Source organism: Kitasatospora sp. NPDC036993, from assembly GCF_055607525.1.
The window spans coordinates 489,221-510,795 of record NZ_JBVJRP010000006.1 but is presented as its reverse complement, the minus strand read 5'-3'; the positions used below and the strand labels follow the sequence as shown (position 1 = coordinate 510,795).

The window sequence follows — 21,575 nt, the reverse complement described above, 5'->3', positions numbered from 1 at the left end:
GGCCCGCTCACGCCGACGGCCCCGGTACCGGGCGCGGGGCTCGGTACCGGGGCCGTTCGTTCGCCGGCGGGATCAGTACGCCTGGTAGCCGGACAGGTCGACGATCAGGTGCAGCGGAGCGCCGCTCGCGTTGTAGAACGAGACCTTGCCGTCCTTGATCGGGACGACCACCTGGTTGGGGATGGTCTCGCCGGGCAGGAAGTTCAGGTTCGAGGCGTTCGGCGCCGCGCCGCCGTGCGGATACACGGTGAGGTGGCCCTCGGTGCCCGGCTCGGTGACCGTCACGTTGAGGGTCAGCGCCGTGGCGCCGGGGACCTCGAACGGGACGTCCAGCGTGCCCCACGCCGGGACGGTGCCCGCGGGGCGGGTGCCCGACTCCCAGTAGGTGTCCTGGCGGGTGTCGAGGACCCGGTACGGACCGGCCGGGCGGTAGCTGAGCTTGCCGTCGGTGGCGTAGTAGCCGGCGAGGTCGGCGATCACGTGCACGGTGCCGCCGGAGGCGTTGTGGAACGACACCTTGCCGTCCTTCACCGGCACCGTCACCAGGTTCGGGATCGTCCGCCCCGCCGTCCAGTTGAGGTTGGAGGCGCTCGGTGGCGCGTCACCGTGCGGGTAGACGGTGAGGTGGCCCTCCTGCTTCGGGTCGGTCACCGTCACGTTCATCGTCACCGCGGTGACACCGGACGCCGGGACGCCCGCGGCACCGCTCACCGGGAGGTCGACGGTGCCCCAGGCGGGCACGGCCTGGGCGGCCGGGACGCCGATCGGCGCGCGGGTGTCCAGCAGCCGGGTCGGGCCCTGGGGGTGGAACAGCGAACCCTTGGGGCTGAAGTAGCCCTCCAGGTCGGCGATCACGTGGGTGGTGCCGCCGGAGGCGTTGTAGAACGACACCTTGCCGTCCTTCACCGGCACCGTCACCAGGTTCGGAATCGTCCGCCCGGCCGTCCAGTTGAGGTTGGAGGCGGTCGGTGCCTCGTCACCGTGCGGGTACACGGTGAGGTGCCCGTCCTGCTGCGGGTCGGTCACCGTCACGTTCAGCGTCACGGCCGTCACGCCCTCCGCCGGAACGCCGGCGACGCCCGTCACCGGGAGGTCGACGGTGCCGAACGCCGGGACGGCCCGCGCCGTCGGCACGCCGATCGGCGCGCGGGTGTCCAGCAGCCGGGTCGGACCGGCCGGGGTGAACGCGCTGCCGGTGTCGAGGTCCTCGTAGGCGCCGCGGTCGCGGATGCCGCTGCCGGTACCGGTGTTGGCGATCGTCGGGTTGTCGACCGGGGCCCAGGCGCCGCGGTCGGACGGCAGCATGCCGGGGGCGTTCTCGTCGGCCGAGTCGATCCGGTGGTCGACGGGCGCGTCCGGGCCCTTCTGCACCCAGGTCGAGGCGACGAAGTCGTGCGTCCCCTGGCCGGTGGCCCCGGTGAACGCGGCCTGGGTGGTGTACGGCGTGCCGGCCCACTTGTAGGCCGCGGCACCGCTGCTCGGGTCGATCAGGTTGTAGTCGGCCTTGGTGCCCGCGACGGCGTTCGCCCCGACGGTGATCCCGGTGGCGGTGGCCGGGTCGGCGCAGGCCGAGTTCTGGTTCTTCGCGGTGTTCACCACGTTGTTCTCGACCACGGCGCCGGTCGAGGTGCCGTCCAGCACGATCCCGGCGAAGCAGGAGGAGGTGACACTGTTGCTCACCACGACGGTGTTCGGGGCGTCCTTGACCAGGATGCCGGTCATCTCCGGCACGTAGTTGGCCTGGACCTGGTTGGTGGTCACCACCGTGCCGGTGGAGCCGCCGTCCACGGTGACCGCCGGACCCTGCACGTAGCCGAAAGCGCCGCGGCCGAAGAGGACCTTGTCCGAACCGTTGGTGATCCGGATGCCGTTGCCGCCCGAGACGTCGATGTTGTCGAACGACACGTCGTGGGCGCCGTCGACCAGCACCGTCGGCTTCTGGAAGGCGGAGTTGACGATGAGGTTCTCGAAGCGGAGGTAGCCGGCGCCCTTGACCACGAGGCCGTTGACCGGCTTGTTCCAGTCGCCGATCCTCGCGCCGCCGCCCGGGGAGAACTCCTCCTTCCTGGCACGGAAGGTGATCGGCGCCTCGGCCGTGCCCGACCGGGTGAAGGTCAGGTTCTCGGCGTAGACGCCGTCGGCGATCTCGACCGTCTGTCCCGGCTGGACGACGGCCGCCGCAGCGCCGATCGTGCAGAACGGCGCCGGCTGGGCGCCGCTGCCGCTGTCGGTGCAGTTCGCACCCGCGGCGTTGTTGACGTGGAGCGTGCCGCCCGCCGCGGCCGCGACACCCGCGCCGACGGCCGGCAGGCCGACCGCCCCGAGCAGCGTCGCACCGACAGCGAGGGCTGTGCGGAATCTGGAAATGGGAGCCCCCTGGCACTCTGAAGCGCCGATGGCGCTTTCTGCCCCTCCTGTGTCCGAAAGTGATCGACTGGAGGGCGGAGCGGATCATTCCACAACCGAATGGGCTGCGACAACGTCTTTCCGCAGGCCAACGGACCGCATGCGAACGGCCCCCGTGTCCGAGCGCGGGGCTCGGACACGGGGGCCGGTTGCCATGGGAGCCGGGCCGGGCGGGACCACGACCCCGCGGCGAACGCGTGGGAAGTCGGCCGGGCCGACGTCCCGTGCGGCGCGCTACCGTCCGGGGCGGACGGTGATGTCGGTGATCTCCGCGTCCCGGGAGGCGTCGAGGGCGGCGAGGACGGCCTTGGCGACGGACTCGGGCTCGATCCAGCGGTCCGCGTCGTACTCCTTGCCCTCCTGCTGGTGCACCTTGACCTGCATCGCGGTGGCGGTCCGGCCGGGGTAGACCGAGGTGACCCGGACCCCGTTGGCGTGCTCCTCGACGCGCAGCGAGTCGGCGAGCGCCTTGAGGCCGTGCTTGCTGGCCGCGTACGCCGACCACTCGGCGTCGGCGCGCAGGCCGGCACCGGAGTTGACGAAGACGACGTGCCCCTTGGCGAGCCGCAGGGACGGCAGCAGCAGCCGGGTCAGCTCGGCGGGGGCGACGAGGTTGACGTTGAGCGTCTCCTGCCAGGCCTTGGGCGTCAGGTCGCCGACCGGGCCGAGCTCGACCACGCCCGCGACGTGCAGCAGCGAGTCCAGCCGGACGGGCAGCTGCTGGTGGCCGAAGGCCCAGGACAGCTTGCCCGGGTCGCCGAGGTCGCCGGCCAGCGTCTTCGCCCCGGGGAAGCGCTCGCGCAGCTCGGCGGCCCGACGGGCGTCGCGGGCCAGCAGCCAGAGCTCTTCCCCGCGCTCGGCGAGCTTCTCGGTGAGGACGGCGCCGATGCCGGAGCCGGCGCCGGTGATCAGATGTGCAGCCATGGTTGCGATCCTCTCAGGCCTTGAGCTGGGCGAACACCTCGGCGGGCGTCTGCGCGAAGGTGATCAGCTCGGCGAGCGGGCGGGGCAGGAAGCCCTCGGCGTCCATCCGCTCCATCTGGGTCCGCAGGCCCGAGTAGAAGCCCTCGGTGTCCAGCACGACCACCGGCTTGTCGAACATCCCGTGCTTCTTGAGCTCCAGCACCTCGGTGACCTCGTCCAGGGTGCCCAGCCCGCCGACCAGGACGACGATCGCGTCCGCCCGCGAGGCCAGCTCCCGCTTGCGCTCCGGGAGGTCGGCCGTCCAGACGAGTTCGTCGGCGCCGACGTACGCCTTGTGCCTCAGCATCTCGACCATCACACCGACCAGTCGGCCGCCGGCCGCCTTCACCTCGTCGGCGAGGAGCCCCATCAGCCCGGCGTTCGAGCCGCCCCACACCAGGGTGTGCCCGCCCTCCCCCAGGAGCCGGGCGAACTCCGCGGCGGGGGCGGAGTAGCGGTCGTCGAGCGAGTACGCGGAGCAGAAGACAGAGATGTTCATAATGTCGTCTGGTCTATCACGCGCCCGGCCACCCGCTCACCGGAATTGCCCCGGGCGGGCTCCTGGGACGGATCGCCGGACGCCGGCCAGTGCTTCGGCGGGCCCGCGAACGTCCTGCCGCTCAGGCGGTGACGGCCGGACGCTCCGTGCTCGCGATGGTCGCCGAACCGACGACGCGGGTGCCGTCGTACACCACCACGGCCTGGCCGGGGGCGATGCCCCGCACCGGGGTGTCGAGCCGCACCCGCAGCTCGCCCTCGACCACCGAGGCGTGCACCGGCACCTCCTCGCCGTGGGCCCGCAGCTGGGCCGTGTAGCGGCCGTCGGCCAGCGGCTCGGTGCCGCACCAGCGCGGGCGGATGGCGGTCAGCCCGGTGACGTCCAGGCCCTCGACCGGGCCGACGGTCACGGTGTTGTTCACCGGGGAGATGTCCAGCACGTACCGCGGCTTCCCGTCGGCCGCCGGGCGGCCGATCCGCAGGCCCTTGCGCTGGCCGATGGTGAAGCCGTACGCGCCGTCGTGCTCGCCGAGCTTGGTGCCGTCGGCGTCGAGGATGTCGCCGGTCGCGGTGCCGAGGTGCTTGGCCAGGAAGCCCTGGGTGTCGCCGTCGGCGATGAAGCAGATGTCGTGGCTGTCGGGCTTCTTGGCGACGGCCAGGCCGCGGCGCTCGGCCTCCGCCCGGATCTCCTCCTTGGTGGTGTCACCGAGCGGGAAGAGCGAGTGGGCGAGCTGGTCCGCGTCCAGCACACCGAGCACGTACGACTGGTCCTTCGCCGCGTCGACCGCCCGGTGCAACTGGCGGTCCCCGGACGGCAGGTCGACGATCCGGGCGTAGTGGCCGGTGCAGACGGCGTCGAAGCCCAGCGCGACCGCCTTGTCCAGCAGCGCCGCGAACTTGATCTTCTCGTTGCAGCGCAGGCAGGGGTTGGGCGTGCGCCCGGCCGCGTACTCGGCGACGAAGTCGTCGATCACGTCCTCGCGGAAGCGCTCGGCGAGGTCCCAGACGTAGAAGGGGATGCCGATCACGTCGGCCGCGCGCCACGCGTCCCGGGAGTCCTCGATCGTGCAGCAGCCGCGCGCGCCGGTCCGGAAGGACTGCGGGTTGGCCGACAGCGCCAGGTGGACGCCGGTCACCTCGTGCCCCGCCTCGACGGCGCGGGCGGCGGCGACGGCGGAGTCGACTCCGCCGGACATCGCCGCGAGCACGCGCAGACGGCCGGTGGACGGAGTGGTCGGGGCACCCGGGAAGTCAGTCATGGTGGGTACAAGCCTACGGGGCCGCCGGACATGCCCACCCACGCGAGGGACTACCGGCGCACGGAGGCCAGTCCCGCGTTCCTGGCCCGCTCGACGACCGGCCCGATGGCCTTCGCCAGCTCCGTGACGTCCTCCCGCACCGAGGTGTGCCCGAGCGAGAACCGCAGCGAGGCGCGCGCCAGCAGCGGGTCGACGCCCATCGCGAGCAGCACGTGGCTGGGCTGCGGCACCCCCGCGGAGCAGGCCGAACCCGTCGAGCACTCGATGCCCTGGGCGTCCAGCAGCATCAGCAGCGCGTCGCCCTCGCACCCGGGGAAGGAGAAGTGCGCGTTGGCGGGCAGCCGGCCCTCGGCCGCCGGGTCGCCGTTGTACACCGCGTCCGGGACGGCGGCCAGGACGGAGGCCACCAGCTCGTCCCGCAGCGTGCCCAGCGTGACGGCGTGCTCGGCCCGGCGCTCCACCGCGAGCGCCGCGGCGGCCGCGAAGCCGGCCGCACCGGGGGCGTCGAGGGTGCCGGAGCGCACGTCGCGCTCCTGCCCGCCGCCGTGCAGCAGCGGTACGGGCGCGGCACCCCGGGAGAGCAGCAGCGCGCCGATGCCGAACGGGCCGCCGATCTTGTGCCCGGTGACGGTGAGCGCGGTGAGGCCGGATTCCGCGAAGGAGACCTGGACCTGGCCGAGGGCCTGCACCGCGTCGGCGTGCACGGGGATGCCGTACTCGGCGGCCACCGCGGTCAGTTCGTGCACCGGCTGGACGGTGCCGACCTCGTTGTTGGCCCACATCACGGTGACCAGCGCGACCGACGCCGGATCGCGCTCGATCGCCGCGCGCAGCTCCGCGGGGTGCACCCGGCCCAGCGGGTCCACCGGCAGGTACTCGACCTCGGCGCCCTCGTGCTCGGAGAGCCAGTGCACCGCGTCCAGCACCGCGTGGTGCTCGACCGGGCTGCACAGCACCCTGGTCCTGGCCGGGTCGGCGTCCCTGCGGGCCCAGTACAGGCCCTTGACCGCCAGGTTGTCGGATTCGGTGCCGCCGCCGGTGAGCACGATCTCGCTCGGACGGGCACCCAGGGAATCGGCGAGCGACTCCCGGGACTCCTCGACCACCCGGCGGGCCCGTCGGCCGGCCGCGTGCAGGGCCGAGGCGTTGCCGACCACCCCCAGGTGCGCCGTCATCGCGGCGATCGCCTCGGGCAGCATCGGCGTGGTCGCCGCATGGTCCAGGTATGGCATAACCATCCGATTGTAGAGCGCGGCGCCGGGCACTCCTCCAGGGCTGCGCACTGATCCGGCCACCTGCCGCCCGCACCGGCCCGGCGCACCGCTGCCGCCCGTCCGACGCGTCACGGTGCCCTCCCGGTGCACCACGGCCGGACGGCCGCGTCCGGCACTGGTTTGTACCACTGAGCCACCCAGCGGTTAGCCTGACGCCACCAGTCAGCCGGATCCACGGGAAAACGCCATGTCGCAGTCGGTCGACCGCGCGCTGACCCTGCTCGACGCACTCGGCGACGCGCCGCTCTCGCTGGAGCAGGCCGCCAGCAGCCTCGGGGTGCACAAGTCCACCGCCCTGCGGCTGCTGCGCACCCTGGAGGAGCACGGCTTCGCCCGCCGCCAGCCCGACCTGCGCTACCGGATCGGCGGCCGGGTGCTCTCGCTGGCCCACCGCGCGCTGGAGGACTTCGACGTCCGGCAGGTCGCCGCGCCGTACCTGGCCGCGCTCAACGCCCGCTGCGGCTACACCGTCCGGCTCGCCGTGCTGCACGACGGCGAGGTGCTCTACCTGGACGAGGTGGCCGGTCCCGCGGGAGCCGAACCGTCCCGGATCGGCCGCCGGGCCCCGGTGACGGGTACGGCGGTCGGCCGGGTGCTGCTCGCCGGGCTGCCCGCGGACGGCGCCCTCACCGAGGAGCTGTCGGACCAGCTGTCGGACGAGCTGGCGGCGGTGCGCCGCCGGGGCTGGGCGGCGGAGTCCGCCGAGCACCGGGAGCCGGTGACCTGCGTGGCCGCGCCGGTGGCGGGCAGCGGCGGACGGGCGGTGGCGGCCTGCGCGCTGAGCGCCCCGGCCGGCCTGGTGCCGCCGGCCGAGCTGGCCCGGATGGTGCCGGAACTGCTCTGCACCGCCGAGGCGATCTCGCTCGCGTACGGCGGCTCGCCTACTCCTCGCTGGTGCGAGAACCGTTGCGGTGCCAGGCCCGCGGCGCGCGCCAGCCGTACTTCAGCGCGAGCATCCGCAGCACGAACGCGGTGAGCGCGGCGGCGGTGCCGGTCACACCGGTGAGCCGGTCGACCGCGATCAGCAGCGCGACCATGGTGGCGCCGACCAGGGCCGGGACGGCGTAGATCTCCCGGTCCCAGCGCAGCAGCGAGGGGATCTCCCCGGCCAGCACGTCGCGGATCACACCACCGCCGGCCGCGGTGACCATGCCGAGCGCGATCGCGGCGACCGCGCCGAGCCCGAAGTCGTGCGCCTTGGCGGTGCCGGTGACGCAGAACAGCCCGAGCCCGAGCGCGTCCAGGGTCTGCACCGCCCGGTTGATCCGCTCGACCTCCGGATGCAGGAAGAACACCACCAGCGCGGCACCCAGCGGGGTCACGAAGTACCCGAGGTTGGTGAACGCGGCGACCGGCGTCGCGCCGATCACCAGGTCGCGCATCACCCCGCCGCCGAGCGCGGTGACCTCCGCCAGCACACAGATCCCGAAAATGTCCATGTTCTTGCGGACGGCGAGCAGACCCCCGGAGAGGGCGAAGACGAAGATGCCGACGAGGTCCAGCGACTGCTGCACGTCGGTCGGGAAGAGCTGGGATGTCACCGTCCATGTGTACCCGATGCGCAGACTTGTCCGGTGAACGGTCACGGTCGGGATACGGACGTCCGTCTTGGGCCCGAACGGACAATCCCCCCCGGTGCGGCCGAACGTATTCCGCTAGCCTCCGCCCTGTGAAGCTCGTGAAGCCCAGGCCGACACCGAGGTCGACGCCGATGCCCAAGCCCCCCTCCTCCGCCAGGCTCGGCTGGCTGGACGCCCTACGCGGCATCGCCGCCCTCGCCGTCGCCATGCACCACTTCGGGCTGCTCGACAAGATCCCGCACGGGGCGAAGGTGCCGCAGTACCTGGACCTCGGATTCTTCGGCGTGATGCTGTTCTTCCTGGTCAGCGGGTACATCATCCCGGCCTCGCTGGAACGGCGCGGCGATGTGCGGGCGTTCTGGGCCGGCCGGTTCTTCCGCATCTACCCCGCGGTGATCGTCGCGGTGGTGGTGAGCCTGCTGGTGCTGCCGCGCAGCAACCAGATCATCCAGGGCTGGAGCTTCGACCACCCCGCCCTGTCGCTCGGCGCCAACGGCCTGCTGCTCCAGGACCTGCTCGGGGTGCCCGGCACACTCGGCGTGATGTGGTCGCTCGCCTACGAGATGGTGTTCTACTACTTCGTCTCGGCCCTCTTCGTGCGGGGCTGGCACCGGCACAGCGCGCCGATCACGATCGGCTTCGCGTCCGTCGCCCTGGTGCTCGGCGCCTGGCTGCCGGTCAGCGCCCTCTCGGTGGACCTGACGGCGACCAGGCACCTGGTGGCCGCCACCGGGATCGTGGTGCTGATGGCGCTGGCCTGCATCGCCACCGCCCGCCCCGACCTGGTCCGCTGGGGCGCGACGCTGCTCGGCGGCCTGGGCCTGGCCCTGGCCGTACTCAACACCCGCACCACCGGCTTCGAGACCATGCTGATCTTCGCGACCATGTTCGCCGGCACGGTGCTGTACCGGCTGGAGCACGGCCAGATCGACAAGGTCCCGGCCCTGCTCTGCTGCGCCTTCGTCGTGGTGGCCGGCGTCTCGGTCGGCTACCTGTACAACCGCGACACCGCGCTGTGGCACACCTGGACGCCCTCGTGGCAGTCCTTCTCGTACGCCTACCTGGCCGCCTGGGCGCTGTTCGGGGGCGCCATGCTGCTGCGCCACCGCCGCTTCCCGCGCTGGCTCAGCGGGCTCGGCACGATCAGCTTCTCGGTCTACCTGCTGCACGGCCCGCTGATGTACTTCATCGGGTGGAAGCTCCAGAGCTACCCGCCGATCGTCGGCCACAAGGGGCAGGCCGTCCTCACCGCCGGCTACCTCGCGGCACTCGTCGTGTTCGGCTACCTCTCGTACCGGCTGGTCGAGATCCCGTTCCAGAACCTCGGCCGCAAGGCGGTCAAGGCACTGAACCGCCGCTTCCCGGCCGCCCCACTGCACACCGGACCGGCCGCCGAGCAGGCCCCGGGCCCGCGTGAGCCGGAGCGTGAGCCGGAGCCGGCCGCCGGCGCCTGACACCCGGACACGGAAGAGGCCGCCCGCCCCGGAATCCCGGGGCGGGCGGCCTCTCTCGTACGAGCCCCGGCGGTCAGGACGCGGCAGCGCCGGCCGGCGCGTTTTCCGGACTGCGTCAGTCGTTCCCCTCGCTCCGCTCGGGACTGCGCTAGTCGTTCCCCTCGCTCCGCTCGGGACTGCGCTAGTCGTTCCCCTCGCTCCGCTCGGGGAAGTGACAAGCCACCTGGTGCCCCGACTCCAGCGCCACCAGCGGCGGCTCCTGGCTCGCGCACACGTCCTGCGCCTTCCAGCACCGGGTGCGGAAGCGGCAGCCGCTGGGCGGGTTGATCGGCGAGGGGACGTCGCCCTTGAGCAGGATGCGCTCGCGGCCCCCGCTGTGGCGCCGGCGCGGGTCGGGGACGGGCACCGCGGACATCAGCGCGTTGGTGTACGGGTGCATCGGGCTGCGGTAGAGCGCGTCCCGGTCGGCGATCTCCACGATCTTGCCGAGGTACATCACCGCGACCCGGTCCGAGACGTGCCGGACCACCGAGAGGTCGTGCGCGATGATCAGGTAGGTCAGCCCGAGTTCCCGCTGGAGGTCGTCCAGCAGGTTGACCACCTGCGCCTGGATCGAGACGTCCAGCGCGGAGACCGGCTCGTCCGCGACGATCATCTTCGGCTTGAGCGCGAGCGCGCGGGCGATGCCGATGCGCTGGCGCTGGCCGCCGGAGAACTCGTGCGGGTAGCGGTTGTAGTGCTCGGGGCTGAGTCCGCACAGTTCCAGCAGTTCCTGGACGGCCTTCTTGAGGCCGCCCGCGGGCACCGCGTTCTGGAGCCTGAACGGCGCGCCGACGATGGTGCCGACGGTGTGCCGGGGGTTCAGCGAGGAGTACGGGTCCTGGAAGATCATCTGGATGTCGCGGCGCAGCGGCCGCATCGCCCCGACGCTCAGGTGGGTGATGTCGGTGCCCTCGAACTCGATGGCCCCGCCGGTGGGTTCGTCGAGCCGGGTGACCAGTCGGCCCATGGTCGACTTGCCGCAGCCGGACTCGCCCACGACGCCCAGCGTCTCGCCGGCGTTGACCGTGAAGTCGATGCCGTCGACGGCCCGCACCGCGCCGGTCTGGCGGCGCAGCAGCCCGCTGCGGATCGGGAAGTGCCGGGTCAGGCCGGTCACCTTCAGCAGCGGTTCGCGGCCGGGGGCGGGTGCCGGCGACGGGGTCCCGGTCGTCTGAGTGTCCGTCATCGGTTCTCTCCAGAAAGGTGGTACGAGGCCGGGCTCACAGCCGGGGCGCGATCTCTTCGGCGAAGATGCGGTGCCGTTCGCCGGCCGCCAGGTGGCAGGCCGCGAAGTGCCCGGGCGCGGCCTCGGCCAGCACCGGGACCTCGCCCGTGGAGCGCCCCTCGGTGAGGGCGGCGTACGGGCAGCGCGGGTGGAAGGCGCAGCCGGACGGCACGTTGATCAGGCTGGGCGGGGTGCCCCTGACCGGCACCAGCCGGTCCTGGAGTTCCCGGTCCAGTCGCGGCATCGAGCCCAGCAGGCCCCAGGTGTACGGGTGTTCGGGCGCGTCGAAGAGGGTCTCGGCCGGTCCGCGCTCGATGCACTTGCCGCCGTACATGACCAGGATGTCGTCGGCCAGCTCGGCGACCACCCCGAGGTCGTGGGTGATGATGATGACGGCGGAGCCGAACTCCTGCTGGAGGTCGCGGATGAGGTCCAGGATCTGCGCCTGGACGGTGACGTCCAGGGCGGTGGTGGGCTCGTCGGCGATCAGCAGCGAGGGGTCGTTGACCAGCGCCATGGCGATCATCGCGCGCTGGCGCATGCCGCCGGAGAACTGGTGCGGGAAGTCGTCCACGCGGCGGTCGGGCTGCGGGATGCCGACCCGGTCGAGCATCTCGACCGCCCTGGCCCTGGCCTGCTTCTTGGAGGCCTGGGGGTGGTGCACCCGGTACGCCTCGACGATCTGCTGCCCCACCGTGTAGTACGGGTGCATCGCGGTCAGCGGGTCCTGGAAGATCATCGCCAGTTCCCGGCCGCGCAGCCGGCGCACCCGGTCCGGGCCGGCCGCGATCAGGTCCTCGCCGTTCAGCCGGATCTCGCCGCTGATCCGGGCCCGCTTGGAGCGGTGCAGGCCCATGATGCCCAGCGAGGTGACGGACTTGCCGGAGCCGGACTCGCCGACGATGCCGAGGGTGCGTCCCTTGTGCAGGTCGAAGCTGACCCCGTCCACCGAGCGGACCAGGCCGTCGTCGGTGTCGAAGTGGATCCGCAGGTCCCGGACCGAGAGGAAGGGGTCGCCGGGCGGGGTCTGCGCGGCGTCCGCCGTGGTCTTCTTGAGCTCGGTCACGAGAGCCTCACGCGGGGGTCGACGAGGGCGTACAGGAGGTCGACCACGAGGTTGCAGGCGACGATGAAGAAGGCGGCGAGCAGGGTGACGCCGAGGATCTTGGGCAGGTCGTTGTCGGAGATCGCCTGGACGGCGAACTGGCCGACGCCCTGGAGCGAGAAGACCTGCTCGGTGATCAGCGCGCCGCCGAGCAGCAGCCCGAGGTCCATGCCGAAGATGGTGACGATCGGGGTGAGCGCGGCGCGCAGCCCGTGCCGGGTGACGACCTTGCTCTCGGCCAGGCCCTTGGCCCGGGCGGTGCGGATGTAGTCCTCGCTCATGGTCTCCAGCATTCCGGCGCGGGTGAGCCGGGCGTAGAGCGCGGAGTAGAGGAAGGCCAGCGAGATCCAGGGCAGGATCAGGTTGCGGGCCCACATCAGCGGGTTCTCGGTGAAGTCGACGTAGTGCAGGTTGTCCAGGATCGGCCACTCGTAGCTGAACACCGTGAGCAGCAGCGCGCCGGTGAAGAAGACCGGCAGCGAGACGCCGGCGAGCGCGACGCCCATGGAGAGCCGGTCGAAGATCGAGCGCGGCTTGAGGGCGGAGACGACGCCGGTGGCGACGCCGGAGACCAGCCAGAGCACGGCCGCGCCGGCGGCGAGCGACATGGTGGTCGGGATGCGCTTGGTCAGCTCGGGCCAGACCTCCAGGTGGTTCTTGAAGGAGTAGCCGAAGCAGGGCACGTGGCAGGTGGCCGGTTCGGGCCCGAAGTTGTACTCGGCGCCGCTGACCAGTCCCTTGAGGAAGTTCCAGTACTGGGAGTACAGCGGCTGGTCGAGACCGAGGTTCTTCTTGACCGCGGCGATCGCGTCGGGTGAGGGGTTCTTCCCGATGTACTGGGCGGCCAGTTGGTCGGCCGTCTCTCCGGCGAGGCGCGGGAGCAGGAAGAAGATCGCGAAGGTGACAGCGCTGACGACCAGCAGCAGTATCGCCGCCGCGATGATCCTGCGGATGATGTAGGCAAACACAGTTGGGCGGCTCCGGCGGCCCGCCGCCGTCCGGGGTCTACCGGACGGCGGCGGGCGCCGCTGCCTTCACCTGCCTTCAGGGATGCGGAGCCAGGCTCTTACTTGGTGGTGCCGATGTTCAGGTAGTCGTACTCACCCGAGAACGCCGAGGTGGAGACCATGTTGGTGGCGTTGTCCGGGCGGTACAGGAAGACCTTGAAGTAGGTCAGCGGGACGTAGACCGCCTGGTCCATGACCTTCTTGTCGATCTCGCTGTAGATCTTCTCGCGGGCCGTCTTGTCCGGGTTGATCGCGGCGTCGTCGATCAGCTTGTTGACCGCCGGGTCGTCCAGCTGGGCGAGGTTGTTGTTGCCGGACGGCTTGATCGTGCGGCCGTCGACGATCTGCTGGAGGAAGCCGTAGCCGGTCGGCCAGTCGGCGCCCCACTGCATCATCATCAGGCCGATGTTGTGCTCGGCGGCGAACTGCGGCGAGCCGGCGCTGTCCTGGAGGTACTTGCCCTGCGGGTACTGCTGGATCTCGGCGTTGATGCCGACCTTCTTCAGCGCGGCCTGGATCGAGGTGGCCGCGGCGACCTCGGTGGCGCGCTCGGTGCGGGCCGAGAGGACGGTGTTGATGCCGCCCTCCTTGCCGCAGGCCTTCAGGGCCTGCTTGGCCTTGGCCTCGTCGCCCTTGTTGTCCTTGGTCTCGTACGTGTTGAAGTCCTGGTGGCCCGCGATGTCCGGCGGGAGCACCGTGTTGGCGATCTGGCCGCGGATCGGGCCGCCGACCGCGGTCTGCACCGAGACCTTGTCGATCGCGTACTGGACGGCCTTGCGGCACTCGACGTTGTCGAACGGCGCGAGCTTGGAGTTGATCGCCATGTAGACCAGGCGGCCGCCGTAGGCGTTGTCGGTGCTGGCCTTCAGCTTCGGGTTCTGCAGGATCTGCGCCTGGGTCTGCGGGTCGACGCCGCCGCCCACCAGGTCGACCTGGGCGTTGCCGGCCAGCAGGTCCTTGTCGATGGTGGCCTGGTCGATGTTGAACTTGAGCAGGAGCTTGTCCGCGAGCTGCTTGCGGATCGGGTCGGTGCTCGGGTCCCAGTTGGTGTTCGGCACCAGGACGGCCTGCTTGCCGTCCTCGTAGGACTCGAACTTGTAGGAGCCCGAGGACGCGATGTGCTTCACGTACTCCGAGCCGCTGTCCTTGGCCTGCGGGACCGGCGCGGTCTGCGGGGCGCTGACCAGGTAGTCGAAGTCGGCGAAGGGGTGCTTCAGGTGGAAGACGACCGTGGTCTCGTCGGGCGTCTCGATCGAGTTGAGGCCGCCCTCCTTGTCCTTGTACGGGCCGGCGTACGGCGTGGCGTTGTCCACCAGCAGGTCGTGGAAGTAGACCGGGCCGTTGGAGTTCACGTCCAGCGCGTAGTTCGAGCGCTCGACGGCGTACTTGACGTCCTTCGAGCTGATCGGGGTGCCGTCGTCGTACTTCAGGCCCTTGCGCAGCTTGTACGTCCAGGTCAGGCCGTCGGCGCTGGGCTGGCCCATCGACTCGGCGAGGTCGGGGACGAGCTTGTTGCCCTCCTCGCCCGGCGCCGGGTTGAAGGTGGTCAGCGGACGGGCGTACAGGCGCGAGAAGTTGTAGATGTACGCGTAGTACGTGTTGCCCGGGTCGAGCGAGTCCGGGGTGCCCTTCATCTCGAAGGTCACCGTCCCGCCCTTCTTGTCCGAGGCGTTGACGACGCCCTTGGTGGCGGCGTTGGCGCCGGAGCCGCCCGCGGCGTCACCGGAGGCCGAGGAGGACCCTCCGCTCTTCGACGAACTGGTGCAGCCGGTCACGACCAGGACCACGGCAGCGGCCGCGGCGGTCAGGGCGACGGTACGGGACCTACGCATGGGTGAGATCAACCCCTAGAGGATGTGGAGGCGATGGAGGGAGCTTTGACGTCGGGTCATGTGATGTGCAGTCAGCATGACGCCGGATCAGGGAGCCGTGAAGTCAGTTGTTCTTGGGGTCGAGGGCGTCGCGCAGCCCGTCGCCGAGCAGGTTGAAGGCGAGCACGGTGACGAAGATCGCCAGGCCGGGGACCACCATGTACTGGGGGTCCACCTGGTAGTACCGGATCGCGTCCTGAAGCATCCCGCCCCAGGAGGCCTGCGGCGGCTGGATGCCGACTCCGAGGAAGCTCAGCCCGGCCTCGAAGAGGATGTTGGTCGGGATCAGCAGGGTCGAGTAGACCAGGATCGGACCGACCAGGTTGGGCAGCAGTTCCTTGAACAGGATGAACGGGCCGCGCGCCCCCAGGCTGCGGGCCGCGTGGACGAACTCCCGTTCGCGCAGCGACAGCGTCTGGCCGCGCACGATCCGGCCCATGTAGGGCCAGTTGAAGAAGCCGATCACGAAGATCAGCACCAGCATGTGCAGCGGAAGGCCGTGCAGGCCGAACGCCCCGCCCTGGAGCGAGGTCGAGATCGCGATCGCGAAGAGCAGCAGCGGGAACGCGAGGAAGACGTCCATCACCCGGCTGATCAGGGTGTCCACCCAGCCGCCGTAGTAGCCGGCCATGATGCCGAGCACGGTGCCGATGGTGTTGGAGAGCAGGGTCGCGCCGAAGGCGACCAGCAGGGAGACCCAGGAACCCTCGATGACGCGGGTGAGCAGGTCACGGCCCTGGAGCGGGTCGACGCCGAGCGGGTGGTCCCAGCTCATGCCACCCCAGTCGCCGAGCGGCAGACCGCCGAGGTCGGCGTCCAGCAGGTCCTGGTTGAGGGCGTCCGGGTTGAGCCCGAACAGCGACTCGATCGGCTTGGCCAGCACGGCGAGCGCGATCAGGAGGATCACCACGACACCGCCGGCGACGGCGGCCTTGTCCCGCTTGAAGCGGGTCCAGGCGATCTGGCCGAGGGAGCGGCCCTCGATCTTCTTGGCCGGGCTCGTGGCGGAGGAGGTCTCCGGATCGTTCCCGGCGGTGGTCACGGATGCGGTCATGGTCAGTTGGTCCCCTCGCCGACGGTGGCCGGCCCCACGGGTGCCGGTCGCCGGCTTCGGCGGTGCGGCTGCGGACGTGCGGAGGTGCTTGGCAGGAGCGGGTGTTGACGGCAGTGCGTCGTGCACAGGCACTGCCACCACGCGGGATGGGCGTCGCGCGGACTGGCTGTCGGCGTCCGCGCTCACCTTTGTGGGGTTCCAGTACACGCGGTGCGTTGCGCAGAACTCTCTGCCATCCGAACTGGCTTGCGCCAGCCCTGACAACCGACAGATGCCCAACTGTGATCTGCGTACATGCACCTCCCCGATCTTCGGCATATACCTCTTCACATGGCTGTAACTGCCATGTCAAGATGATCGGGTCACACTTCCGGAAATTCGTCCGGAAAGCATCGAAGCCGACTTGACGGACAATCAAGTCGGCTTCGGGGAATGGGTTTTGGGAATCAGCGCCCGGGGTATCCGGGCCACGGCCGCTGCGGGTGCTGCGGTGACTGCTGCTGCCAGCCCTGCGCCGGCGGCTGGGTGCCGTAGCCGTAACCGGGCACCGACTGCCCGGGGTAGGGCGGCGGGGGCACCGGCGGGTACGGGCCGGTCGGCGGGCGTCCCGCCTCCCGGTCGAAGAACGGCCGCGCGTTGGCGCGCATCCACAGCGCCACCGGGTCGTACTCGTCCGACATCGCCACCGTGGACACCGCGAGCCCCTCCGGGGCCACCGCGATCGCGCGCTGCATCAGCGCCCGCACCGCCTCCACCGCCGGCGGCGAACTCTCGTACAGGTCCAGGCCGATGGCCAGGTACGGCTCCCCCACCGCGGGCTGCACCCAGGCCCGGCGCAGCGCCCGTACCGCTCGCACCTCGCCGGCCTGCCGCTCCAGCAGCGCGAAGAAGGGCTGGGCGTTCAGCTGCGGCTCGCTGAGCTTCAACGGCCCGGCCGGCAGCCGGTCCAGGCCCGCGGCGACGCGTCTGAGGTCCGCCCAGGGCACCCCGACGCCACCGCCGGGCGCGTGCGGGTTGAGCCACAGACCCCAGCGGGTGCGGTACAGCGAGGCGGCGATCTCCCGGCCGGAGATGACCTCGTGGGCCCGCGCCCAGCCGGAGGAGGTCAGCTGCTCGGGCGAGGTGACGGCCGGCGCGTAGCCGTGGCCGCTGATCTCCATGTTCCCGTACTGCGCGTCCGGGCTGCCCGGGGTGCCGTGCCACAGCAGCATCCAGACCTTGCCGTCCGCCAGGGCGTGCAGCAGCCGCTCGTACGCGTCGTAGCGCTCCGGCGCGACGTCGCGCAGGGCGCGCTCCAGCGCGCCCGGGTCAGCTCCCGGGTGCCCGGCCGGTGCCTGGCCCCAGGGCCCCGGCACACCGCCCGCTCCCGCTCCCGCACTCATGCGCCCACCTCGCCGCGCCTCTTTCCCTCAACCCGCCGGCCCGTCGGCCGTCTGCACGCACCCTATGGCGCGGCACCGGCCACCGCCACGGCGACGTGCCTTGATCCGGACCCCGCTCACACCCGCGCGTAGAAAGGCATCACCCGGGTGAGCAGCCACTCGACCACCGGGTCGTCGGCGAGGTCGAGCAGTACGAGGTGGACGCCGCCGGGCAGCGGCGCGGTTCCCAGCGCTCGGCCGAGCGCGTCGTTCACCGCGGCCGGATCGGCCGGCGCCGCCGGGTCCAGCTGGACGCCCACGAACATCACGGTCGGCTCGCCCTCGACGCTGGCCAGCGCCCTGCGCGCGGTCAACACTCCGGGCAGGGCCGACAGTTCGCCGCGGCAGGCGGCCAGGAAGTGCTCCGGGTCCTCGCCCGGCACCGGCTCGCGCAGCGCCACCCGCCCGCCGGTCGGCTCCGCGGCGTCGCCGGCGGCCTCCCAGCGGTCCTCGCGCGGACCGCGGCGCAGCTCGGCGACCCCCTGCGGCGGCACCGGGATGCCCACCGCCGCGTCCGGGTTCACCGCGATGCCCAGGCCCAGCGGCAGCCCGCGGGCGAACTCCCACACCGGCGCGATCGCGAAGGCCATTCCCGGCGCCTGCTGGAGGAACACCTCCTGCGAGGAGAACACCGGCACGTACGGGTCGCCGCCCAGCTCGACGGTCGGCAGGTCCAGCGACTGCCCCTGCGGGTCGGCCCCGGCCGGCAGCGGCACCCACACCTGGCTACGGGCCAGCACCTCGATCACCCGGGGCGTCGCGCCCGGGTCTCCCAGGGCCGCGGTCAGCACCTGCTCCAGCTCGTTGGCCGGCCAGGAGCCGCCCGACGGCGCCTCCTCCGGTCCGCCCCACCCCTGCTGCTGCTCCACCGGGTACCCCATGCGCCGCCGATTCCGCCCTCTGCCGGTCGGCCGCCCTCTGCTGCGCCGACGCGCAGCAGTCTAGGGCCCCCGGCCCGATCGCCTTGGGGCTCGTGTTCGGTACCGGGTGATGTGACCGGGTCCCCTCTCCCCTCGTCGTCCCGGACGTGCCATGATGTGCGCGTCCGACGGCATGCGCCGCGGGCCCCCACAACTCCATACCGGCCGCTCGAACCCGCGCGGGAGAGCCCGGAGTGCCGATCAGGCACAGCCGGCGCCGAAGGAGCAAGTCCTCCCCGGAATCTCTCAGGCACCCCTACCGCACGGGTTAGGCACATCTGGAAAGCGGCGCCCGGCCCTGTCGTGCGCCCACCCACGGTGCAAGCCGCCATGCTGTCCCCCAAGCTGGAACCAGCCCGACGCTGGAACGGCTGCGGGCAGGTGGGCGGTGAAGCTCTCAGGTTCGACGACAGATGGGGAGACCCACGCCGCCGCATGCCCGCGCGCGGGGTCGGCCCCCGAGCGGGTCCGTTCCGGCGCGCGCACCCCTGAGTGCCCCGACCGAGGAGTTCCTGGCCATGTCGTCCCCCCGCCTGACCGCGCTCGACACGCTGCACCGCGCCCTCGGCGCGACCATGACCGACTTCGCCGGCTGGGACATGCCGCTGCGCTACGGCAGCGAGCGCGAGGAGCACCTCGCCGTCCGCACCAAGGCCGGCCTGTTCGACCTCTCGCACATGGGCGAGATCACCGTCACCGGCCCGCAGGCCGGCGAGATGCTGGACCACGCGCTGGTCGGCTTCGTCTCCGCGCTGGGTGTGCTGCGCGCCCGCTACACCATGATCTGTGCCGAGGACGGCGGCATCCTGGACGACCTGATCGTCTACCGCCTGCGCGAGGACGCCTTCCTGGTGGTCGCCAACGCCTCCAACGCCCAGCTGGTCCTCGACGAGCTGATCGCCCGTGCCAAGGGCTTCGACGCCGTCGTCACCGACGACCGCGACACCTACGCGCTGATCGCCGTCCAGGGCCCCGAGGCCACCGGCATCCTGGCGGAGACCACCGACGCCGACCTGCCCGGCCTGAAGTACTACGCGATCCTCCCGGCCCTGGTGGCCGGCCGCGAGGTGCTGCTCGCCCGCACCGGCTACACCGGCGAGGACGGCTTCGAGATCTTCTGCCACCCGGTCGACGCCGAGCCGGTCTGGCAGGCGCTGACCGCCGCCGGCGAGGGCCGCGGCCTGGTCCCGTGCGGCCTGTCCTGCCGCGACACGCTGCGCCTGGAGGCCGGCATGCCGCTGTACGGGCACGAGCTGTCCACCGACCTCACCCCGTTCGACGCCGGTCTGGGCCGGGTCGTGCGCTTCGACAAGACCACCAACGAGGGCGCCTTCGTCGGCCGCAAGGCGCTGGAGCAGGCCGCCGCCGCGGCCGAGACCAACCCGCCGAAGGTGCTGGTCGGCCTGGTGTCCGAGGGCAAGCGGGTGCCGCGCGCCGAGTACACCGTGGTCTCCACCGAGGGCGAGCCGATCGGCCGGATCACCTCGGGCGCGCCGTCCCCGACCCTGGGGCAGCCGATCGCGATGGCCTACGTCGACGCCGCCCACGCCACCCCCGGCAGCACCGTCGCGGTGGACGTGCGCGGCAAGCACGAGCCGGTCCAGGTCGTGGCGCTGCCGTTCTACAAGCGCGCCCGCTGAGGCCCTCGGGCCCGTTTTCCCCCCGTACCCGCACGTCGCAGCCGTCCGAGTGACGGCCCGCTTCGCCGTGCCCGCTTCCCATCCTGGAGAATGACGCCATGAGCAACCCCCAGCACCTGCAGTACACCAAGGAGCACGAGTGGCTGACCGCCGCGGACGCGGACGGTGTCTCGACCATCGGCATCACCGAGCACGCCGCCACCGCCCTCGGTGACATCGTCTACGTGCAGCTGCCCGAGGTCGGCTCCACCGTGACCGCCGGTGAGACCTGCGGCGAGCTGGAGTCCACCAAGTCGGTCAGCGACCTGTTCTCCCCGGTGACCGGCGAGGTCACCGAGATCAACGAGGACGTCGTCGCCGACCCGGCCGCCGTGAACGCCGACCCGTTCGGGGCCGCCTGGCTGTTCAAGGTGCGCGTCGAGGCCACCGACGCGCTGCTCGGCTCGGACGAGTACGACGCGCTCATCAACCCCCAGGGCTGAGCCCCCTGACAGGGGCGGTCGCGCGGCGGCCGCCCCGCCCGGCCCCTTTCCCTCCTCCTCCCGGGAAGACCACCACCATGACGGTTCTGAACCAGTCCCTGCACGCCCTCGACCCGGAGATCGCCGCCGCGGTCGACGCCGAGCTGCACCGCCAGCAGACCACCCTGGAGATGATCGCCTCCGAGAACTTCGCCCCGGTGGCGGTCATGGAGGCCCAGGGCTCGGTGCTCACCAACAAGTACGCGGAGGGCTACCCCGGCCGCCGCTACTACGGTGGCTGCGAGCACGTCGACGTGGTCGAGCAGATCGCGATCGACCGCATCAAGGCCCTGTTCGGCGCCGAGCACGCCAACGTCCAGCCGCACTCCGGCGCGCAGGCCAACGCCGCCGCGATGTTCGCGCTGATCCAGCCGGGCGACACCATCCTGGGCCTGTCCCTGGCCCACGGCGGTCACCTGACCCACGGCATGAAGATCAACTTCTCCGGCAAGCTCTACAACGTGGCCGCGTACCACGTGGACGAGAAGACCGGCCAGGTCGACATGGCCGAGGTCGAGCGCCTCGCCAAGGAGCACCAGCCGAAGCTGATCATCGCCGGCTGGTCCGCCTACCCGCGCCAGCTGGACTTCGCCGCGTTCCGCCGGGTCGCCGACGAGGTCGGCGCGCTGCTCATGGTGGACATGGCGCACTTCGCCGGCCTGGTGGCCGCCGGGCTGCACCCCAACCCGGTGCCCTACGCGGACGTGGTCACCACCACCACCCACAAGACCCTGGGCGGCCCGCGCGGCGGCGTCATCCTGTCCAAGGCCGAGTACGCCAAGAAGATCAACTCCGCGGTCTTCCCCGGCCAGCAGGGCGGCCCGCTGGAGCACGTCATCGCCGGCAAGGCCGTCGCCTTCAAGGTCGCGGCCTCGGAGGAGTTCAAGGAGCGCCAGCAGCGCACCCTGGACGGCGCCCGCATCCTCGCCGAGCGCCTGCTCCAGGCCGACGTGGCCGAGGCCGGCGCGTCCGTGCTGTCCGGCGGCACCGACGTCCACCTGGTCCTGGTCGACCTGCGCAACAGCGAGCTCGACGGCCAGCAGGCCGAGGACCGGCTGCACGAGGTCGGCATCACCGTCAACCGCAACGCCATCCCGAACGACCCGCGTCCGCCGATGGTCACCTCCGGCCTGCGCATCGGCACCCCGGCGCTGGCCACCCGCGGCTTCCAGGCCGAGGACTTCCGCGAGGTCGCCGACATCATCGCCGAGGCGCTCAAGCCCGCCTTCGACGAGACCGTCGCCGACGCGCTGAAGGCCCGGGTCACCGCCCTCGCCGCGAAGTACCCGCTGTACCCGAACCTCTGATCACTCCGGTGACCGTTCGGGAGGGGTG

At 71.6% G+C, this 21,575-nt stretch carries 19 protein-coding genes and 1 riboswitch; of the genes, 6 read left to right on the top strand and 13 right to left on the bottom strand.

Annotation, left to right across the window (positions count from 1 at the left end; genetic code table 11):
• Positions 1-72: 72 nt before the first annotated feature.
• The gene (locus tag ACZ7C5_RS16150; protein WP_470322771.1) at positions 73-1,998 is read right to left on the bottom strand and encodes a right-handed parallel beta-helix repeat-containing protein; all 1,926 of its coding nucleotides are present in this window, start codon (positions 1,996-1,998) and stop codon (positions 73-75) included.
• Between the two features lie 7 nt (positions 1,999-2,005).
• Between ACZ7C5_RS16150 and ACZ7C5_RS16145 the strand changes: the two genes are divergently transcribed.
• A complete protein-coding gene (locus ACZ7C5_RS16145) occupies positions 2,006-2,131 on the top strand; it encodes a hypothetical protein (RefSeq protein WP_401083699.1) in 126 nt (41 codons plus the stop codon).
• A gap of 509 nt (positions 2,132-2,640) precedes the next feature.
• Here ACZ7C5_RS16145 and ACZ7C5_RS16140 read toward each other — a convergent pair.
• The 4 genes from ACZ7C5_RS16140 to ACZ7C5_RS16125 all read right to left on the bottom strand — a co-directional run bounded on the left by ACZ7C5_RS16140 (position 2,641) and on the right by ACZ7C5_RS16125 (position 6,358).
• Positions 2,641-3,330 (bottom strand): SDR family oxidoreductase, encoded by a 690-nt coding sequence (locus ACZ7C5_RS16140; protein ID WP_401083697.1) that lies wholly within the window; start codon positions 3,328-3,330, stop codon positions 2,641-2,643.
• 13 nt (positions 3,331-3,343) lie between these two features.
• Complete coding sequence (locus ACZ7C5_RS16135; RefSeq protein WP_401083695.1) at positions 3,344-3,868, bottom strand: LOG family protein; 525 nt, start codon at positions 3,866-3,868, stop codon at positions 3,344-3,346.
• Between the two features lie 121 nt (positions 3,869-3,989).
• Positions 3,990-5,126: a tRNA 2-thiouridine(34) synthase MnmA gene (gene mnmA / locus ACZ7C5_RS16130; RefSeq protein WP_401083693.1), complete on the bottom strand. Its 1,137-nt coding sequence runs from the start codon at positions 5,124-5,126 to the stop codon at positions 3,990-3,992.
• A 50-nt stretch (positions 5,127-5,176) separates the two neighbouring features.
• Positions 5,177-6,358, bottom strand: coding sequence for a cysteine desulfurase family protein (locus ACZ7C5_RS16125; RefSeq protein ID WP_401083691.1), 1,182 nt, complete (start codon positions 6,356-6,358; stop codon positions 5,177-5,179).
• 229 nt (positions 6,359-6,587) lie between these two features.
• Between ACZ7C5_RS16125 and ACZ7C5_RS16120 the strand changes: the two genes are divergently transcribed.
• On the top strand, positions 6,588-7,376 hold the full coding sequence (locus tag ACZ7C5_RS16120) for an IclR family transcriptional regulator (protein WP_401083689.1): 789 nt from the start codon (positions 6,588-6,590) through the stop codon (positions 7,374-7,376).
• On the opposite strand, the gene ACZ7C5_RS16115 is transcribed toward ACZ7C5_RS16120, so the two are convergent.
• Positions 7,282-7,941, bottom strand: coding sequence for a trimeric intracellular cation channel family protein (locus ACZ7C5_RS16115; RefSeq protein WP_188298343.1), 660 nt, complete (start codon positions 7,939-7,941; stop codon positions 7,282-7,284). The genes ACZ7C5_RS16120 and ACZ7C5_RS16115 overlap by 95 nt on opposite strands.
• A gap of 170 nt (positions 7,942-8,111) precedes the next feature.
• Between ACZ7C5_RS16115 and ACZ7C5_RS16110 the strand changes: the two genes are divergently transcribed.
• The gene (locus ACZ7C5_RS16110) at positions 8,112-9,434 is read left to right on the top strand and encodes an acyltransferase family protein (protein WP_401083687.1); all 1,323 of its coding nucleotides are present in this window, start codon (positions 8,112-8,114) and stop codon (positions 9,432-9,434) included.
• A gap of 181 nt (positions 9,435-9,615) precedes the next feature.
• On the opposite strand, the gene ACZ7C5_RS16105 is transcribed toward ACZ7C5_RS16110, so the two are convergent.
• From ACZ7C5_RS16105 to ACZ7C5_RS16075, 7 genes are all read right to left on the bottom strand, one after another.
• Positions 9,616-10,662 (bottom strand): ABC transporter ATP-binding protein, encoded by a 1,047-nt coding sequence (locus ACZ7C5_RS16105; RefSeq protein WP_470322770.1) that lies wholly within the window; start codon positions 10,660-10,662, stop codon positions 9,616-9,618.
• A gap of 34 nt (positions 10,663-10,696) precedes the next feature.
• A complete protein-coding gene (locus ACZ7C5_RS16100) occupies positions 10,697-11,767 on the bottom strand; it encodes an ABC transporter ATP-binding protein (protein ID WP_401083683.1) in 1,071 nt (356 codons plus the stop codon).
• Positions 11,764-12,774, bottom strand: a complete 1,011-nt coding sequence (locus tag ACZ7C5_RS16095) for an ABC transporter permease (protein WP_401083681.1) — start codon at positions 12,772-12,774, stop codon at positions 11,764-11,766. Before ACZ7C5_RS16095 ends, ACZ7C5_RS16100 begins: the two co-directional genes overlap by 4 nt.
• A 98-nt stretch (positions 12,775-12,872) precedes the next feature.
• Complete coding sequence (locus tag ACZ7C5_RS16090) at positions 12,873-14,645, bottom strand: ABC transporter substrate-binding protein (protein ID WP_401083679.1); 1,773 nt, start codon at positions 14,643-14,645, stop codon at positions 12,873-12,875.
• A 103-nt stretch (positions 14,646-14,748) separates the two neighbouring features.
• Entirely contained in the window at positions 14,749-15,738 is a 990-nt protein-coding gene (locus ACZ7C5_RS16085) for an ABC transporter permease (RefSeq protein ID WP_188298332.1), read from the bottom strand.
• Between the two features lie 446 nt (positions 15,739-16,184).
• Positions 16,185-17,120, bottom strand: coding sequence for an enhanced serine sensitivity protein SseB C-terminal domain-containing protein (locus tag ACZ7C5_RS16080; protein WP_401083676.1), 936 nt, complete (start codon positions 17,118-17,120; stop codon positions 16,185-16,187).
• A 116-nt stretch (positions 17,121-17,236) separates the two neighbouring features.
• The gene (locus ACZ7C5_RS16075) at positions 17,237-18,040 is read right to left on the bottom strand and encodes an enhanced serine sensitivity protein SseB C-terminal domain-containing protein (protein WP_401083674.1); all 804 of its coding nucleotides are present in this window, start codon (positions 18,038-18,040) and stop codon (positions 17,237-17,239) included.
• 209 nt (positions 18,041-18,249) lie between these two features.
• Positions 18,250-18,351, top strand: a riboswitch (glycine riboswitch).
• 246 nt (positions 18,352-18,597) lie between these two features.
• Between ACZ7C5_RS16075 and gcvT the strand changes: the two genes are divergently transcribed.
• The 3 genes from gcvT to glyA all read left to right on the top strand — a co-directional run bounded on the left by gcvT (position 18,598) and on the right by glyA (position 21,547).
• Complete coding sequence (gene gcvT / locus ACZ7C5_RS16070) at positions 18,598-19,719, top strand: glycine cleavage system aminomethyltransferase GcvT (RefSeq protein ID WP_401083672.1); 1,122 nt, start codon at positions 18,598-18,600, stop codon at positions 19,717-19,719.
• Between the two features lie 98 nt (positions 19,720-19,817).
• The gene (gene gcvH / locus ACZ7C5_RS16065) at positions 19,818-20,201 is read left to right on the top strand and encodes a glycine cleavage system protein GcvH (RefSeq protein WP_401083670.1); all 384 of its coding nucleotides are present in this window, start codon (positions 19,818-19,820) and stop codon (positions 20,199-20,201) included.
• A gap of 77 nt (positions 20,202-20,278) precedes the next feature.
• A complete protein-coding gene (gene glyA, locus ACZ7C5_RS16060) occupies positions 20,279-21,547 on the top strand; it encodes a serine hydroxymethyltransferase (protein ID WP_401083669.1) in 1,269 nt (422 codons plus the stop codon).
• Positions 21,548-21,575 lie beyond the last annotated feature (28 nt).

Coding starts and splice junctions, on each gene's coding strand:
- ACZ7C5_RS16140 (WP_401083697.1), bottom strand. CDS start 3,330: ATGGCTGCACATCTGATCACCGGCGCCGGCTCCGGCATCGGCGCCGTC.
- ACZ7C5_RS16135 (WP_401083695.1), bottom strand. CDS start 3,868: ATGAACATCTCTGTCTTCTGCTCCGCGTACTCGCTCGACGACCGCTAC.
- mnmA (WP_401083693.1), bottom strand. CDS start 5,126: ATGACTGACTTCCCGGGTGCCCCGACCACTCCGTCCACCGGCCGTCTG.
- ACZ7C5_RS16125 (WP_401083691.1), bottom strand. CDS start 6,358: ATGCCATACCTGGACCATGCGGCGACCACGCCGATGCTGCCCGAGGCG.
- ACZ7C5_RS16120 (WP_401083689.1), top strand. CDS start 6,588: ATGTCGCAGTCGGTCGACCGCGCGCTGACCCTGCTCGACGCACTCGGC.
- ACZ7C5_RS16110 (WP_401083687.1), top strand. CDS start 8,112: ATGCCCAAGCCCCCCTCCTCCGCCAGGCTCGGCTGGCTGGACGCCCTA.
- ACZ7C5_RS16105 (WP_470322770.1), bottom strand. CDS start 10,662: ATGACGGACACTCAGACGACCGGGACCCCGTCGCCGGCACCCGCCCCC.
- ACZ7C5_RS16090 (WP_401083679.1), bottom strand. CDS start 14,645: ATGCGTAGGTCCCGTACCGTCGCCCTGACCGCCGCGGCCGCTGCCGTG.
- ACZ7C5_RS16085 (WP_188298332.1), bottom strand. CDS start 15,738: ATGACCGCATCCGTGACCACCGCCGGGAACGATCCGGAGACCTCCTCC.
- ACZ7C5_RS16080 (WP_401083676.1), bottom strand. CDS start 17,120: ATGAGTGCGGGAGCGGGAGCGGGCGGTGTGCCGGGGCCCTGGGGCCAG.
- ACZ7C5_RS16075 (WP_401083674.1), bottom strand. CDS start 18,040: ATGGGGTACCCGGTGGAGCAGCAGCAGGGGTGGGGCGGACCGGAGGAG.
- gcvT (WP_401083672.1), top strand. CDS start 18,598: ATGTCGTCCCCCCGCCTGACCGCGCTCGACACGCTGCACCGCGCCCTC.
- gcvH (WP_401083670.1), top strand. CDS start 19,818: ATGAGCAACCCCCAGCACCTGCAGTACACCAAGGAGCACGAGTGGCTG.
- glyA (WP_401083669.1), top strand. CDS start 20,279: ATGACGGTTCTGAACCAGTCCCTGCACGCCCTCGACCCGGAGATCGCC.